The 16157-nt window shown below is 40.8% G+C and carries 17 protein-coding genes; 16 read left to right on the top strand and 1 reads right to left on the bottom strand.

The annotated features are described in order from the left end of the window. Positions 1-96: 96 nt before the first annotated feature. The 14 genes from G7Y42_RS06715 to G7Y42_RS06650 all read left to right on the top strand — a co-directional run bounded on the left by G7Y42_RS06715 (position 97) and on the right by G7Y42_RS06650 (position 12642). Complete coding sequence (locus tag G7Y42_RS06715; RefSeq protein WP_165004570.1) at positions 97-1149, top strand: phosphate/phosphite/phosphonate ABC transporter substrate-binding protein; 1053 nt, start codon at positions 97-99, stop codon at positions 1147-1149. Positions 1150-1169: 20 nt separating this feature from the next. Beyond that, positions 1170-1922, top strand: coding sequence for a phosphonate ABC transporter ATP-binding protein (gene phnC, locus G7Y42_RS06710; RefSeq protein ID WP_165004572.1), 753 nt, complete (start codon positions 1170-1172; stop codon positions 1920-1922). An 11-nt stretch (positions 1923-1933) separates the two neighbouring features. Next, the gene (locus G7Y42_RS06705; protein WP_206215441.1) at positions 1934-2734 is read left to right on the top strand and encodes an ABC transporter permease subunit; all 801 of its coding nucleotides are present in this window, start codon (positions 1934-1936) and stop codon (positions 2732-2734) included. Then, a complete protein-coding gene (locus G7Y42_RS06700; RefSeq protein ID WP_165004574.1) occupies positions 2735-3619 on the top strand; it encodes an ABC transporter permease subunit in 885 nt (294 codons plus the stop codon). Between the two features lie 25 nt (positions 3620-3644). Continuing rightward, positions 3645-4466 (top strand): histidinol-phosphatase, encoded by an 822-nt coding sequence (locus tag G7Y42_RS06695; RefSeq protein WP_165004576.1) that lies wholly within the window; start codon positions 3645-3647, stop codon positions 4464-4466. A gap of 85 nt (positions 4467-4551) precedes the next feature. Then, positions 4552-5049, top strand: a complete 498-nt coding sequence (locus G7Y42_RS06690) for a GNAT family N-acetyltransferase (protein WP_165004578.1) — start codon at positions 4552-4554, stop codon at positions 5047-5049. A 225-nt stretch (positions 5050-5274) separates the two neighbouring features. Further along, entirely contained in the window at positions 5275-6150 is an 876-nt protein-coding gene (locus G7Y42_RS06685) for a polysaccharide deacetylase family protein (protein ID WP_165004580.1), read from the top strand. Between the two features lie 176 nt (positions 6151-6326). Then, positions 6327-7223: an LCP family protein gene (locus G7Y42_RS06680; RefSeq protein ID WP_165004582.1), complete on the top strand. Its 897-nt coding sequence runs from the start codon at positions 6327-6329 to the stop codon at positions 7221-7223. 15 nt (positions 7224-7238) lie between these two features. After that, positions 7239-7451 (top strand): hypothetical protein, encoded by a 213-nt coding sequence (locus tag G7Y42_RS06675; RefSeq protein WP_165004584.1) that lies wholly within the window; start codon positions 7239-7241, stop codon positions 7449-7451. Positions 7452-7482: 31 nt separating this feature from the next. Further along, positions 7483-8196, top strand: a complete 714-nt coding sequence (locus G7Y42_RS06670) for a DUF1361 domain-containing protein (RefSeq protein ID WP_165004586.1) — start codon at positions 7483-7485, stop codon at positions 8194-8196. Then, a complete protein-coding gene (locus G7Y42_RS06665) occupies positions 8156-8812 on the top strand; it encodes a response regulator transcription factor (RefSeq protein WP_165004588.1) in 657 nt (218 codons plus the stop codon). Before G7Y42_RS06670 ends, G7Y42_RS06665 begins: the two co-directional genes overlap by 41 nt. A gap of 2 nt (positions 8813-8814) precedes the next feature. Continuing rightward, complete coding sequence (locus tag G7Y42_RS06660; protein ID WP_241161922.1) at positions 8815-10197, top strand: HAMP domain-containing sensor histidine kinase; 1383 nt, start codon at positions 8815-8817, stop codon at positions 10195-10197. Then, positions 10187-10798 (top strand): hypothetical protein, encoded by a 612-nt coding sequence (locus G7Y42_RS06655; protein WP_165004591.1) that lies wholly within the window; start codon positions 10187-10189, stop codon positions 10796-10798. Before G7Y42_RS06660 ends, G7Y42_RS06655 begins: the two co-directional genes overlap by 11 nt. 158 nt (positions 10799-10956) lie before the next feature. After that, positions 10957-12642, top strand: a complete 1686-nt coding sequence (locus tag G7Y42_RS06650) for a hypothetical protein (protein ID WP_165004593.1) — start codon at positions 10957-10959, stop codon at positions 12640-12642. A gap of 76 nt (positions 12643-12718) precedes the next feature. Here G7Y42_RS06650 and G7Y42_RS06645 read toward each other — a convergent pair whose 3' ends face one another. Continuing rightward, on the bottom strand, positions 12719-13771 hold the full coding sequence (locus tag G7Y42_RS06645; RefSeq protein ID WP_165004595.1) for a LacI family DNA-binding transcriptional regulator: 1053 nt from the start codon (positions 13769-13771) through the stop codon (positions 12719-12721). A 165-nt stretch (positions 13772-13936) separates the two neighbouring features. Here G7Y42_RS06645 and G7Y42_RS06640 point away from each other — a divergent pair, with 165 nt between their 5' ends. After that, positions 13937-14338 (top strand): hypothetical protein, encoded by a 402-nt coding sequence (locus G7Y42_RS06640; RefSeq protein ID WP_241161921.1) that lies wholly within the window; start codon positions 13937-13939, stop codon positions 14336-14338. Further along, entirely contained in the window at positions 14331-16157 is a 1827-nt protein-coding gene (locus tag G7Y42_RS06635; protein WP_165004597.1) for a DUF2264 domain-containing protein, read from the top strand. Before G7Y42_RS06640 ends, G7Y42_RS06635 begins: the two co-directional genes overlap by 8 nt.

The raw sequence follows: 16157 nt of genomic DNA, 5'->3' as shown, positions 1-16157 counted from the left end.
TACAAAGTTTATTTGAATAAAGAAGGATATCGATCAGAACTTTACAATCTCTCTGTATAATAAAAAATGTATCAAATAATTCGAAGGAGCGAAAAAATGATTGAAAATAAAAAAATAATCAAGCGGTTTATCCGTATATTATTAGTGATAGGAGTATTTTCCTTATCAGGGTGCAGTTTATCAGGGAATTCTCAAGTCAGCGGTGAGCAAATGAAGAATGATGAAGGGGGGAGTCCGCTGAAAATCGCTTTTTATCCGAATGAATCAGCGGCAGAATTCGAGCACGCAAGAGAAGAAATCAAGGATATCCTTCAAAAAGCGATAGAAAGAGACGTAGAGATCGTAACGAGCACCGACTATAACGTCGTGGTGGAATCCATCGTGAACGGACAAGTGGATCTGGCTTACATGGGTGCAGAAGGATATATCGAAGCAAATAAGAAAAACAGCCAAGTACAAGCAATCCTGACTAATTCAGGTCCGAGCGGCACATTGGAAGATGCACTCTATTACAGCTTTTTAGCAGTCAGGGAAAAGGACAGTAAAGCTTACGAAACAAAGGGAAATCGCTATACGATCGAACCAATCAGAGGAAAAACGATCTCTTTTGTGACAAATACTTCGACTTCGGGTTTCAAAGTACCAAGTCATGTGATTTCTGAGCATTTTGATATAAAGAGTTCCGATGGATTGATCATGGATGGCGATTTTTTTGAGAAAGTACTATTCGGCGGCTCGCATCAAGGTGCGATGGTCAACTTGTTAAGAGGAGATGCAGATGCCGCAGCTTTCATGAATATGCCGCAATATGTAGACGTGGTGGAAGGCGAGGAAAATCGGACAGGTGTACTTTATGAAGTGAAGAAGGACGCTGAAGCTCCATTTGACACTGTACGCGGAGAAAAATTCAGGGTGATCCTCTCAACCCCCGTGCTGAATGGACCGATAGCGGCTAATAAAGAAAACCTGAATAAGGAGACGATCTCAAAGATCTCAGCGGCTTTAAGGGCAGAAGAAGTCGCTCGTAATGAAAAAATTTTTGCGCCAAAAGAGTCAAAGCAAATCGGGATGTTCAGCAAAGAAGGAAACGAACAGTATGTCGAAGTCACGGATGATTTCTATGATGAAATCAGGGAAATGGGCAGTTGAAAGCCAGAAAGGACAAGTGAATGTTGTTAGAAGTAAAAAATATTTCAAAAAAATACAATAACGGTAATCGCGCATTGGCTGATGTCTCGTTTGCACTTGAAAAAGGAGAATTCGTTTCTGTCATCGGTCCTTCTGGTGCTGGGAAATCGACAATTTTAAGAGCAATCAATCAGCTGATTTCGATCGATGAGGGTTCTATTAGGTTTGAAGGCGCAGAGATGACCAGGTTGAAAGCAAAAGAACTTCGGGAACAAAGAAGAGGGATAGGCATGGTTTTTCAGCATTATAACTTAGTCAGCCGATTGACCGCAATCGAAAATGTCCTGCATGGCTGTTTGGGATATAAATCATGGTTCAATGGAGTAGCTGGAATCTATAGCAAGGAAGAAAAAGAGCGCGCATTCGACCTTCTTGACAAAGTCGGACTGACAGAATTTGCTTATTCCCGCTGTGACGAATTGAGTGGCGGACAAAAGCAGCGTGTTGGGATTGCCCGAGCATTGATGCAACAGCCTAAACTGATCTTGTGTGATGAGCCCATTGCTTCTTTGGATCCGAAATCGGCAAAAATGATCCTGGATTACTTGAAAAAAATCAATGAAGAGATGAACATCGCGTGTTTAGTCAATCTGCATCAAGTCAATACTGCCATCGATTACTCGGATCGAATCATCGGGATCAATCACGGCAGAGTGACTTTTTCAGGAGAAGCAGAAGAACTGACGGAAGAAAGAATTGTCCAAATCTATCAATCAACAGAATTATTCGTGTGAGGGGACTGAAAATGTATAAACGATTTTATCCTAAAAATGCTTTACAGCAGCGCAAAATGATGAATGTATGCTTTATTCTTTTGATTGTAGGCGCTTATCTTCTATCAGCAGAAATGGTTGGTTTCCAGGGGATGATGTCTATGTCAGCGATTCCCAGAAGCTTTGTCTGGTTGTTTACCAATTTTGTCCCGACAAATGATTCGATGCATTATTTGCCAAATATCATCACAAGAATGAGTGAGACGATACTCATGTCTGTTGCAGCTACTTCAACAGGTGCTTTTCTTGCATTGGCAGCAGCCGTCCTTGGCTCGCAGGTAACCGGAGTGAATGCGGTAAGCAAAGTACTCGTTCGAGGGTTTGCGAGCTTTTTCCGGAATATCCCCGTGGTTGTATGGGCAATGTTACTGTTATTGAGCTTCAAGCAGAATGAATTTACGGGGTATTTAGCAATCACTTTTACTACTTTCGGTTATTTGACTCGCTCCTTCATAGAAACAATCGATGAGACAGCGGCCAGTATCATCGAAGTCATGATAGCGGCGGGCGCTTCTTATTCAGCAATAGTCTTTCAGGGCGTTTTGCCGATGTGCCGCAATCAATTGTTCAGCTGGCTCTTGTTCTTAATCGAAAACAATATTCGTGATGCAACGCTTGTCGGGATTTTGACGGGGACAGGGATCGGTTTTCTGTTTGATTTTTATTATAAGAAATTCCAGTATGATGTAGTGGGGATGATTACGTTCACGATTATTTCTGTAGTGATTCTTTTGGAACTGCTATCAGTGAGAGTTAGGAGGGCGATTCGTTAAATGATGGAATACCAGACGAATAAACCAGAGAATAGTTCGAATGAAACGATTGTATTTTCTACTGCTGATACAGCGAGAAGAAAGATAAAAACCAGACTTTGGAAACGTGATCGAGTCATCTCCTGGGGGATCGTTTTGCTTTTGTTCAGTATCACTGTGTATACATTGATAAATATGGACTACGGCAGTACGGTGCTTTTCGATGCAGTGAGACAGTTTTTTTCCAGTATATTCCAGGTATTTGCGCGTCCACAATTATCCGGAAGAGTTGCTTTTTCTGTATTACTACAAGCATTGAGTGTGACGATCGCTCTTTCTGTTCTAACTACGATCATCAGCTCATTCGTTGCGTTCTTCTTCAGTCTTTTTGTTGCTAGGAATTTAGGAAATGGTCTTTTTTCTCAAGGGATCAGGATGTTTATGTCTTTTATCCGAGCTGTACCTACGATTCTTTGGGTGATGATTTTCTCGATTTTGATTGGTCTCGGCTCGAATGCAGCGGTGATTGGGATGGCTTTCCATGGTGTAGCTTATCTGACAAAAGTATACGCTGAAAGTATCGAAGAAATCGACGAAGGCGTGATCGAGGCATTGCGAGCATGCGGAGGCAGCTGGTGGCATATTGTTTTCCAAGCTGTTTTCCCTTCCTGTTTGACGACTATCCTGTCTTGGACATTTCTTCGATTTGAGATCAACTTTACGAATGCTGTTGCGGTAGGAGCAGCTGCAGGAGCTGGTGGATTAGGATTTCAGCTGGTTATGGCTAGCGGGTTTTATTTTGATTTTCGGGAGCTAGGTGTCATCGTGTATCTGATTTTGGCTATTGTCCTGTTGCTGGAAATCATCTCGCTTAAATTAAAGAAAAAATATCTAGTGAAAACTTGACAGATGTCAGCGAAAGGAGAAAAAAGTGAAGGCGGATCTGCACATACACAGTTGTTATTCCAATGGATTCTTCGATCCGTCAGAGATCTTGCGTTTATCGGTCAAGCACAAGCTGAACCATATAGCGATCGTCGATGAATGTACATTTGCCGGAGTGGATGCCGCTAAAGCTGTATTTTCTGATTCACCGGTCAATCTGATTGAGGGGATCGAAATCCCTGCACGTGATAGGAAAAGAAATCAGTCAGTAACGATCCTTGGCTATAACATTTCCAACAGAAAGTATGTAGAACAGCTTTGTGAGAGTCTTCTGACAGCCCGAACGAACCAAACACTGAGACAACTCAGTTTCATACAGAAACAAGGGTATAAGATCAAGGAAGAAGAGGTAAGGGATACTGCAAAAAATCCATTGATTCTTTATCCCTGTCATATTTTCCGGGTATTGAAAAGAAAAGGCTATGACGATCGGTCTATAAAACCTAGTCAATCTGTAGATTTACTACAAGGAGCGAATGAGTGTCTTGTAGATGTATATGAAGTCATCGAGGCAATAAAAATTGGAGACGGGATGACGGTATTAGGCTGTCCAGGAAAAAGCAAGACCTATGAATTGATTCCTGAGCTTGCTTCTTTTGGTTTAGATGGTCTCGAAAAATATCATCCGGCACATCGCACATTTGAACAGAACATTCTTCAAGAACTTATCGATCAGTATAAGTTTGCTTGTTTTGGCGGATCTGATTTCCATGGCGAAAGCGGGGCAGGCAAGTTTGCTTCGACTCTTATAACGGATGTGCGAGAGTTTCCTGATATTCTTTTACAAAATTATACGAAAGTCCACTAAGGTTATAGATCATTTGAGAATATCGATTTCATCAAACGCTATGTGTTATAATAAGCTTCATAATCAAAAGAGAGAAGGCATAACTATGGTGGAATTTTCTTTTGCACGTCGTGAAGACTTGCCGCGCATCGTAGAGATCTACAACCAATCGATTCCGACGCGACTATCTACTGCAGACTTGGAACCAGTGACTGTAGAATCTAAGGAAGCGTGGTTTGAAGCCCATCGCCCGGAAACTCGTCCGTTATGGCTCATGCAAATCGATCAAAGGATTGTCGGCTGGATCAGCTTAAGTGATTTTTACGGAAGACCAGCTTATGAGGACACAGCTGAGATCAGTATTTATGTGGACGCAGATTTTCGAAAACACGGATTGGGACAAAAAGCGATCACCTTTGCAGAAAGCCAGCTTCCAGCGTTAGGGATCACAACACTGCTTGCATTTGTCTTTCGCGTGAATCAGCCTAGCCAAGCACTGTTCAAACGAAATGGCTTCGATGTCTGGGGCCATCTACCACGTGTTGCGAAGATGGATCATGCACTTGTCGATCTGGATATCTTAGGGAAAGAGTACAGAAACTGATTCTGTGCTTTTTTGTTTTGCAATAGCATATTTTATAGAATAAGGAAAGTTGTTTTCAGGGACTTTTTTTGCTTTTTTACAAGCCAAAAAAGAAAATCCAATAAAAAAAAGATCAAACGATCATGAAGAATGCACGCATTTATATTATTCTCTTTTATAAATAACTCTACAAATATAAAAAATCAGTCACAAACGTTGGTCATTAAATGTAAGGGAAGAGTGCATATGTTCAAAAGAAGATTATTAATTATTGGAAGCCTTTTACTTCTAGGGGTTTTTGTAACGGAAGTTTTTTCTTTTCAGCCGCTGCTAGCCGCTGTGCATACAAAAGACCAGCAGACAAGTAAAGTAAAAGAAAGAATGCAGAAAAAAAAGACTTCTGCTTCAACAAGCCACTCAGAACCGATGACTTCTATCAGCAAGCAAAAAGATAAAATAGCAGTACAGCCAGTGAAAACGACAAGTACTCAAGAAAATACGACAATCGATCAAACAGGAAAAAGCGTAGCGATCACATTTGATGATGGTCCCAACCCTACCACCACCCCGCAATTACTACAATTATTGAAAGAAAAGAAGGTCCATGCGACTTTTTTTGTATTAGGTGAAAATACAGCACAATATCCTCAGCTCGTAAAACAAGAAGTAATGGAAGGCAATGAAATCGGTAACCATACATATGATCATCAGAACTTAGCTACTTTATCTCCAGCAGCAATCAGTGAAGAAATCACTAAAGCAGATACTGAGATCAAAAAAGCAACGGGGAAAGTACCAGCATATGTTCGTCCTCCGTATGGCTCAGTAACAGCAGTCGGGGCAGGGATCATCCAGCGGCCGATCATCGAATGGTCAGTGGATTCTGAGGACTGGAAAACCAGAAATGCTGATCTGATTCTCCAAAAAGTTCAGAATACTGTCTATGATGGAGCGATTCTTTTGTTCCATGATATCCATCCTGAAACGATCGCAGCAATGCCGCAAGTGATCGATTACTTGCAAAGCCAAGGCTATGCGCTAGTTACAGTCAGTGAGCTTTTAGATCAACCGACAGCAGCAGAGAATTACTATGGTCGCAATGACCATCGCCCTGTCCAGTAGAAACATTAGTTTAAAAATTGGATAAACAAGGAAAACAAGGTGGCTGACGTAGCGCGTAGCGGCCTTGTTTTTTTTGTCGCGTCTTTACGAAACAGACATAAAAGCAAGCTCAGATACAAATCGGATAGATTTGTATCTTATTCTTTTTCCAAGTTCCATGAAGGAGGAAAAATTAAATGTATCGAATGATCAAAGGATTAATGATTTTTATTTTGTCGTGTACGGTAATCGCTGGTGTGTATGTTTTTCATGAATATATGAAATTGGATAATATCAGTGAAGCAACATTGCAAAATAATACAAATATGAACCACAAGTATACGAGTAGCAATCATGCACCTTCGGATTTTCCGGAAGTCAGCAATATTTTATTATTGGGAATAGATACTGGAGAATTTGGAAGAACGGATCAAGGACGATCTGATACAATGATCGTCGCGCATGTAGACACAAAAAAGAAAACAGGAAAGCTGATCAGTCTGGAACGGGATACGTATGTGGAGATTGCAGGGAAAAACAAAAAAGACAAACTGAATGCAGCATATGCTTATGGCGGGCCAGAAATGGCAATTGAGACGACCGAAAAACTTTTGGACACAACGATTCCTTATTATATGGCAATGAACATGAAAGGCGTCGAAAGTTTGTTGGAAGTAGTGGGGGATATCGAGGTAGACAATGATTTTGCTTTCCAATTTGAACAATTTGATTTTCCGAAGGGCACATTGACTTTGACACCAGAAGAAGCTCTCGCATGGTCACGAATGCGGTATGACGACCCGAATGGTAATTATGGCAGACAAATCCGTCAGCAGAAAGTGATACAAGCCATGCTAGGAAAACTCTTGAAGGTCCAATCCTTACCGAAGATAGACAAGATATTAGATATACTTGGCGAGAATATGAAAACGAACCTTCCGTTAGACCAGCTGTTCAAAATGTATCTAACGAACAAAACGGCTTACCACATCACCACGGATCAGTTGAAGGGAGAAGAACAACTGATCAATGGAACGTCTTATCAAAAAATGTCTGAGGCAGAACTCGAACGAATCAGTAGACAATTAAAATAAGAAAGAAGAAAAGCAATGTTGAGAAGAATCTTTCGAACGCTCCTTATTTTAAGCTTGTTATCCAGTATCGCTGGCGGAGTTGTCTATTTTGCCAATGCAGTATTCAGCCAACTGAAAGATGAAGATAGAATTGGGATTGAAAAAAAAGAAGAACAATCAACGCACACAACGGCTGAAGAAAAAAGACAAACGCAAACAAGCAACTCAGCTCCTCAGTCGGCGGAGTAAACAGTATGAGTAAGGTCAAGGAGTTGATGGTATGATCCAAAAGCGAATGAACATGATACGAATTTACTATATACTATTATTAGTGGTGTTATATTTTTCCTTTAATGGGAAAAGCGTCTTTTATTTATTTTTTATGAATACGATATTAGCCTATCTCCCTGTGGAATTATCTGTATGGATGAAAGAAATCAGGGGCAAACTGTTTTTTGTGCCAATGACTATCGTATGGTTGCTGTTTTTTCCGAATAATTTTTATTTATTTACAGATTTGTTCCACTTATCCCTGCTTTCTCCATATGATCCTGCTACAATGTTAATCAGCACTCAAATCGAAAATTGGTATAAACTGCTGCTGATCATCCTATCTGTTTTTCCAACAACGATACTAGGATGTGAAAGTCTGCTGATCGTATCAAGGCTGATCGTTGAAAGAACTGGTATTGGCGTGTATCCTGGATTAGTAGGGTCCATTCTTTTGTTCCTGAACTCAATCGGGATCTATTTTGGGCGTTTTTTAAGATTGAATAGTTTAGATGTGTTCACAAACAGCAAAGAGACCTTTCAAGTCTTTGCGACAGTATTCAATCAGATCGATGGACAGTCATTTAACCTGATTCTGCTTATTTTTTTCTTTTCGCTTTTATTGGTTTACATGTATCAATCCATCATCCGGTTTTCTTTTGTAGTAGGAAAGGAGAATGACAATGAATATCTTAGTAGTAGAAGACAATCCAGCCATCAATAAGCTTTTAGTAAGAAGTCTAGAAAAAAATGGGTATTGCGTACGTTCAGTGTTCTCCGGAGAAAAAGCAGCAGACATTATCGAGGAAGAAGCGTTCGATCTAGTCTTATTAGATATCATGTTACCGGAGATCAATGGGTATGAATTACTCGAATATATGAAAGAGTATGCTCTTCCAGTTATTTTTTTGACAGCGAAGGATCAAATCGATGACCGAGTGTATGGATTGAAACTTGGTGCTGAAGATTACATCACTAAACCATTTGATCTGGAAGAGTTACTTGCACGGGTGGAAGTAGTCTTGAGACGAAGCGGAAAAGTGCCTTCACAAGGGAAAATCAAATGGAAGAATCTCACGATAAATCCATCGACTAAGGTTGTCGAAATCGATCATGAAACAATCTCTTTGACACCGAAAGAATATGAATTGATTCTTTATTTCGTGCAGAACAAAGGCATCGTTCTAGAGCGAGGAAAGATCTATCAAAAAGTATGGGGAAAGGAAGGGGAACCTGATTCAAGAACACTTGATCTGCATATCCAGCGAATCAGGAACAAACTGGCGTTAGGAAAACAGTTGCGAACGATTTATGGTGTAGGGTATTTATTGGAGGGATAAGAGTGAAGTATACCGTCAAGGTTTTCTTTTCGCTATTAGCATTTTTCTTGCTGATCTATTTCGTGATCAGTGCAGGCACCTTGCATGCGATCTACCAGAAAACGATTATTCAAGAAAAAGAAAGCATGGTGAATCAGCAGAAAAATATCATACTACTGTTATCTACAAGAATTACAGGAAATGAAGAAAAAGAAAGCATGATAAAAAATGGTGAGTTCATCGCTGCGACTAAAAGTGGTGATTTTGAGCTGCTAGATGAAAAGGGTGAACTCGTTTTTTCGACAAATCAGCGATTATTCGACAAATATGCGTTACCGTCAAAAGTGTCAAAACAATCACTCGAAATCAGTCAAATGGTATCAGAGAAAAAGAAAAAAATCATGTATGCGACAGCAATGATCCCTGACACAAATTATTTTTTAGTTACTTACCATCAAGCTAAAAACTATGAACAGACCTTGACTGCTTCTCTCTTTTATTTCAGAGCGATTCTGTTTTTCCTGCTGCTTGCGATACTGCCGGTCACTTATTTTTTATCCAGTATGATTTTAAAACCGATCAATCGACTGATCCAAGTGATCCAAGCAATCACAGAAGGAAAAACAGAGATGCGTGCTTCGGTACAGACCAACGATGAGATAGGGCTGCTTAGTCAAAACTTGAATCGTATGGCAGATAAATTGAATCATGATTTAGAGATCGTCCGAAATGCAAAGGAAAAACAAGATCTATTCGTATCAAGTTTTTCTCATGAAGTCCGTACACCGCTGACCTCTATTATCGGGTACGCACAAATGCTGAAATGGGAAGAGCTGGAACCTTCAGCCGTAGAATCGGTGGATTATATTCTCGAAGAAAGCAATCGTCTGAAGCATTTATCCAATGATATCTTGAAGTTGATGGAACTGGAAAAAGCAGAGATTGCTGTCCAGCCGGTCTCATCCCAAGAAATCGTCCATGATCTCAGTCGGTTCTTAAAGGGGATCGAACAAGAATTTTCCTACACGATCAGCTTTGAGCCTGCTATCCTTTTGATCGATCCAAGTCTTTTTAAATTACTATCGTTGAATATTTTATCGAATGCGTTGGATGCTATTGGCAAGGATGGAAAGCTGACAATCGAAGGATGGACGGAAAAAGACCGATACATGATCCGTTTTTCAGATAACGGAAAAGGTATACCTGATGATCTGCTGGAAAAAGTAACGGATGAATTCTTTACCGGCAACTCTTCAAGAACAAGCAATCACTTAGGTTTAGGCTTGTCTCTAGTAAAAAAAATCGTTGAATTGCATGACGGATTGCTTGTGATTGAAAGCAAAGTTGGATCAGGAACAACGATTACAATCGATTTTGCACTAGGAGGGGAAGCTGTTGAAAAATAAACCGATTATGCTCATCGCTTTTTTTCTGTTCTTCAGTATAGGTATGTTTTTCCTGCCCAATTTGTTAGCTAGTCATCTTTCGACAAAAGAAAGCAAAGCATTGGACCTATCCTCAGTGACCACAGTGGAAAATACTTCTATTGAAGACGCTTTGGTGAAAGTCCAACAGTTTTCGAACAATGAACAATCTGAACAGACGGATTCAGGTCAGGTCGAGACGGTCAATCGTCTTAGAAACAACCTGATCGAATTGTTTCAGGCGCTGAATCTCAAGAGTGATATGATCATTCTGCAGAACTATGAAGTGGTTACTTCAGGAGATGCCGTATTCTGGCAAATCGATTTTATGACGGATACAGGCACGAATTATGGGACAGCGATGATCGATGAGGCGAATAAAAAGGTCGTCCGCTTCTCTTATTTTGGAGAAATACCATATACACAATCAGCTGATGAGACCATCACGCGTTATCTGGATTATCTATCTGTTTCAGCAACAAAAATCGACAAGGAAAATGATTTACACACCATCACGCTTGAGGGTGGGCAAGAAATCAAATGTCTGATTGACAAAGGAAGGATCGTATTGAATTATTCTTAAGTCGTTATAATAAGGCAATTGTTCATTATGTAGCATAACTAAAGAAAAGCAGGAGCGAACAAAGCTTCTGTTTTTTTTAGTAAATATATTTTTATTTACTAAAAAATAAGGTAAAATAATAAAAACGTTTTCAAAATGGATGGAAGGACAGGTGAATAATGAATAAAGAAACAGAAAGGCTAAAAAAAGAAATACTGGCAGCAGGAAATTCATATGTGCGACAAAGGCGGATCGAACCTTTGTCTGTCGAGTCATTTATGGCATTCCAGATAAACGGAGATCGCCTCGCATATGAAACAGCCTATTTTGCCCGTAGAAAACAGCTAGCCGCAGTCGCCTTGACGTATGTTTACGAAAAAAAGCAAGAAACGAAGGAATGGCTGGAACAGCTCATTTGGGAGATATGCAATGAATATACTTGGGCGCTTCCTGCCCATCTTCCGAACAGGACAGGTTTAACCGAAGAAGACCGCAGATATATCGACCTATTTGCCGCAGAAACAGGACAGGCATTAGCTGAGATCACTGAATTAGTAGGCGATCACTTGCTTCCAGAGATTACACAACGAGTAAGAATGGAAATCGAGAGGCGTCTGTTTTTCCCTTTTGAGCAAAAAAAGTGGGCATGGGAATACAAAGAAAACAACTGGAGTGCAGTGATTGGCGGCTGTATCGGAATGGCTTGTTTATCGATGCTGCCTGTTTCTAGTGAACGCTCAGTCAAAATGATCGAACGGCTGGATCAAGCCATGTCAAGCTATCTCCGTGGGTTCAAAGAGGATGGCGCTTGTGTCGAAGGAGTAGGTTACTGGGGATACGGATTCGGATATTACATCTATTATGCAAAAAAATTAGCGGACAAAACAGGTGACCGCCGTTATCTGGAGAAGAAAAAAGTAAGAGAAGTAGCTCGGTTTCCCTATTATGCACAATTTAATGATTCATATCTGCCGTTTTCTGATTTTTCGCATGCACACTTGCCAAGCGGCTTGCTGAGCTTTTGTGCAACAGCTTTTTCTGTCCCTTATGCGATTTTGCACGCCAGCAGATTTGATTTTGATCACTGTTATCGCTTTGCTCATTTATACCGGAATTTGAAGTGGACGGTTCCAGCAGATAGTAAACTAGACCAAACGAATATCCGCCATTATTTTTCTGACGCACAGTGGCTGATCGTGCATTCTTTCGACCATCAGCTGATGTTTGCTACAAAAGGGGGGGATAATTTGGAAAGCCACAATCATTTAGATGTCGGACATTTTGTTTTTGGGAATCTCACTACATTATTTCTAACAGATTTAGGGGCGGGAGAATACACGAAGGCATACTTCGATGAACAATCTCGGTATGATTTTTTTGTTACCTCTGCATCTGGGCATAGTTTACCGATCGTGAATCGATCGTGTCAGTTACCTAATGGACAATCCGCAAGCTCGTTGTTTGCTGATGCTGAAACAGGAAAAGCGGGGTATGACTTGACTGGTACTTATGGCGAAAACGCGCAGCTTGATCGATTCCATCGTTGCTTTTTCGTGGACGAGTCGAACAGATCAGTCCGTATCCAGGATCAGTTCTCATTTACACAAAAAAAGAACGAAATCATTGAAAATTTCATCACACGGATCAAGCCAACGGTCCAGCAGGAAAATATACGATTGACGGATGGTGGAGAAATGTGTGAAATCCAGTTTGAAAAAAAGGGCTTGAAACACGTACAGATCATTGAACGGTATTTCAGGGACCATCATGGCGATCGACAAACGGCTTATCAAATACAAGCAACCTATCATGTAAGCAAGCAAGCCGAAATCAGCATAGACTTCAAACTGATGGATAAAGGATGAAGAAGCAATAAAATAAAAGATCTGGAAATACACGAAAAAACTGTGTCGCAGGAATGAACGACGCAGTTTTTTTGGTCTATTTGCTTGGTTGGTGACGAGGAACTGCTGTTGACTGACGGACGACTAATTCTGTGCTCAACAAGATTCGCTTCGCAATCCCTGGGTTTTTCATGCGTTCTGTTAAGACGTTGACACCCATTTCACCCATTTCCTCAGTAAAGACATGGACCGTTGATAGAGCAGGTGAAACATATCGTGAGATCGATAAATCATTGATCCCCATCACGCTGATCTCTTCTGGGATGTTGATCCCAGCTTCCGACAATTTGTGGATAATCCCGATTGCGAAGGCATCATTTGCTGCCAAGATCGCAGTCGGCAGCTGGTCGCCCCATTTTTTCAACGCTTGTTCAGCAAGTTTTTCACCAGTGGGCACATCCAGACGGCTATTTTCCTGCAAAATGAAATAATCATCGTTATATAAATTCGTCTGTTTCATGACATCGATATAGGTATTTGTTGTCGGTGTCTTATATCTGCGATAGCTGTGCAGATTAGTTGTTTCTTCAGCACCAATAAACGCAATCTTCTGGTGACCAAGTTCGAACAAATGGTGAAGTGCCAGCTCTGTTGCTTGAGCAAAATCGGTGTTGACAGAATCATAATTGTTTAACGGGAAGTTACTGCCGATCACACAAAAATGCTCATGCAAAGAAGAAAGTTCTTTTATTTTTTCGTAAGTGAATTTCCCGATCGCTAGTAGTCCATCAACTGAGAACAGGGACTGATCATCGAGCTTGGAAATTTTTACGACATTGTAACCTAATTCAGCAGCACGTTTCTCCACGCCTAAACGTATCGACATATAATAAATATCATCGAGTTCCTCTTCGTCCAAGCGCCATTGGATGATTCCGATCGAAAGGCCTTTTTTTGCTATGCTGCTTTGTTTGTGGCTTTTTTGCTTTTTCTTTTGTTTATATTTCGTATAATTCAATTCTTCTGCTATTTCAAAGATTTTCCGTTTTGTTTCTTCTGTGACAGATAAGCTGGCATCGTAATTCAATACCCGCGAAACAGTGGAAATAGAAACGGATGCAGCCTTTGCGATATCCGTAATAGTAGCCATAGTGATCTCCTCATGTATTCATTTTCTTAACTACAGTATATTTCTTTCAGGTAAAAAAGCAAAGTAAAAAAATAAAATAAAAAAAATTTTACTAAAAAGTATTGCGTTTTTTGAGTAAAAAAAGTAATATCTTCTTAAGGAAGCGCTATCAAAGGAGGGGGGTTGATGAAAAAAGATCGCTTGCTACTTGTCATATCAAGTATAATACTACTTTTGTCTGGATGTAGTAACACGAAAGCAGAAAGAGAAACAACAGAAGATTTTAGTAAAAAATATGTAGAAGAAATCAAAATGAGTGCAAAAACTGTAACGGACGAACAGCTGCAAAACGATGAAATCCCATTTCACACGATTATTTATCTGGAAGGGATCATTTCTAAAAGCGATCAGAAAAGCCAAGTGTTAGAAAAAGGAGATCGGTTTTTATTACAAACAGAAAAAAGCAGCTACATGATCTTCAACGACCAGGATCGCCCGCTTCGAGTAGGAGAAGCGATTCGAGTATATGGGGAATATCAAGGTTTTTTGAAAGGAATATTGATTGAAAAGGAGAAAACGATTGGATAAAAAACAGGACGAATGGCGTAGAGAAATAAAAAACAATCCATGTGTATCGAAATCAGACATCGAAAAACTATTTCTAGATCTTTTGTCACCTTTAGAACCATTTTATGCTGAACGACCAGGAAGGCTGAAACTGGGGACGCACGGTACAGTCTATACAGAAGAACGCCGGCAAATCGAAGCATATCTTCGTCCGTTATGGGGATTAGGGCCTTATTTGACAGAAAAGGATCATGTACTTTTAGGAAGTTATCTGGACGGTATCAAAAAGGGGACAGATCCTAACAGTACCGATTACTGGGGGAGGATCAGCGACTCTGATCAATTGATCGTCGAAATGGCCTCTCTCAGCACCGCTTTATTGCTGAACAAGGAGAAACTGTGGGATTCACTCAACGAACAAGAACAAAAACACTTGCATCAGTGGCTCTTGCAAGCGAACGATCGACAGCTGCCGAGGAATAATTGGCATTTCTTCAGAGTGCTCGTCAATTTAGCGATGAAAAACTGCGGTATGGATTATTCCCAACAGATCATGGAATCGGATCTGGAAACCATCGAGAGTTTTTATCAGGAAAACGGCTGGTATTTTGACGGCAAGGAAACACAGGTCGATTATTACGTATCTTTTGCGATCCATTATTACAGTCTGATTTACTGTCGATATATGGAAAAAGAAGACCCGGTGCGTGTCGAAAAAATGAAGAGACGTGCCTGCCTGTTTGCACAGTCTTTCAAATACTGGTTCGATGCGAAAGGAAGAGGATTGCCATTTGGCCGAAGTCTGACCTATCGATTTTCACAAATCGCCTTCTTTAGTGCATTGGTGTTTGCGGATGTCGAAGCCCTTCCTTGGGGAGAAATAAAAGGATTGATCAACAGACATCTAAGGCATTGGATCAGCCAGGAAATCACCACGACAGATGGTCTACTCTCAGTGGGATACCATTACCAGAATCTGGTGTTTGCCGAAGGATACAATGGGCCTGGTTCACCTTACTGGTCATTTAAGAGTTTCCTACTGCTGGCAGTTCCAGAAAGCCATCCATACTGGCAAGCAGAAGCAGTTGGTTTGAACATAGAAAAATGGCATCGATCTGTGCCAGAAAGCAGGAATTATTACCAGTACAATCAAAACCTCCAGCATCTGCTAGCATTTCCAGCCGGTCAATATGTCGATAATCAAAATCACGCAAGTGCGAAGTACAGTAAATTCGTATATTCGACACAATTTGGTTTCAGTGTGCCGAAAAGCAACGATTCTTATAAGGAAGGTGCCTACGATAACTGCTTAGCTTTGTCAGAAGATGGGCAAGGCTATCGTACAAAACGGCTGGACAAGCAATTCCAGCTACTGGAGGATCGGATCATCCATTGGTGGCAGCCTTGGGGAAATGTGTGGATCAAAAGCACGATCCTTCCGTTTGAACAGTGTCATGTAAGACTTCATGAGGTGAGGAACGATTGTCTGCTCTATGCTTATGAAGGTGGATTCAGTGTGCCTGTGGGAGCGATGGAAGAAAAGATCGAGCAATGTCTGGCGTCTGTCACTACATCGATTGGGCGAACGATCGTTGAAGGGGTCCGAGGCTATACTGAAGCAGGGATCATTCGGACAGAACCGAATACCAGTCTGTATTTTCCATCTGCTGTCTTGCCTTATGCGTCGGCTGTTCTAGAACCGGGAAGTCATCTTCTAGTAGCTGTGATCAGCGGACTTCTTCCGGGTGAGAAGATAGACAATCCTGTGATCAATGGAACAGGCAAAGAAATAACCATCGTACAGCATCAGCAAAGAAAGAAAGTCATATTGGAGGGATGA

This window comes from Enterococcus sp. ZJ1622 (assembly GCF_011038845.1).
Taxonomy (GTDB): Bacteria; Bacillota; Bacilli; order Lactobacillales; family Enterococcaceae; genus Enterococcus_B.
This window is presented reverse-complemented; position numbering and strand designations above follow the sequence as displayed.

Coding starts and splice junctions, on each gene's coding strand:
- phnC (WP_165004572.1), top strand. CDS start 1,170: ATGTTGTTAGAAGTAAAAAATATTTCAAAAAAATACAATAACGGTAAT.
- G7Y42_RS06680 (WP_165004582.1), top strand. CDS start 6,327: ATGTATCGAATGATCAAAGGATTAATGATTTTTATTTTGTCGTGTACG.
- G7Y42_RS06685 (WP_165004580.1), top strand. CDS start 5,275: ATGTTCAAAAGAAGATTATTAATTATTGGAAGCCTTTTACTTCTAGGG.
- G7Y42_RS06670 (WP_165004586.1), top strand. CDS start 7,483: ATGATCCAAAAGCGAATGAACATGATACGAATTTACTATATACTATTA.
- G7Y42_RS06640 (WP_241161921.1), top strand. CDS start 13,937: ATGAAAAAAGATCGCTTGCTACTTGTCATATCAAGTATAATACTACTT.
- G7Y42_RS06645 (WP_165004595.1), bottom strand. CDS start 13,771: ATGGCTACTATTACGGATATCGCAAAGGCTGCATCCGTTTCTATTTCC.
- G7Y42_RS06690 (WP_165004578.1), top strand. CDS start 4,552: ATGGTGGAATTTTCTTTTGCACGTCGTGAAGACTTGCCGCGCATCGTA.
- G7Y42_RS06665 (WP_165004588.1), top strand. CDS start 8,156: ATGAATATCTTAGTAGTAGAAGACAATCCAGCCATCAATAAGCTTTTA.
- G7Y42_RS06700 (WP_165004574.1), top strand. CDS start 2,735: ATGATGGAATACCAGACGAATAAACCAGAGAATAGTTCGAATGAAACG.
- G7Y42_RS06650 (WP_165004593.1), top strand. CDS start 10,957: ATGAATAAAGAAACAGAAAGGCTAAAAAAAGAAATACTGGCAGCAGGA.
- G7Y42_RS06715 (WP_165004570.1), top strand. CDS start 97: ATGATTGAAAATAAAAAAATAATCAAGCGGTTTATCCGTATATTATTA.
- G7Y42_RS06675 (WP_165004584.1), top strand. CDS start 7,239: ATGTTGAGAAGAATCTTTCGAACGCTCCTTATTTTAAGCTTGTTATCC.
- G7Y42_RS06705 (WP_206215441.1), top strand. CDS start 1,934: ATGTATAAACGATTTTATCCTAAAAATGCTTTACAGCAGCGCAAAATG.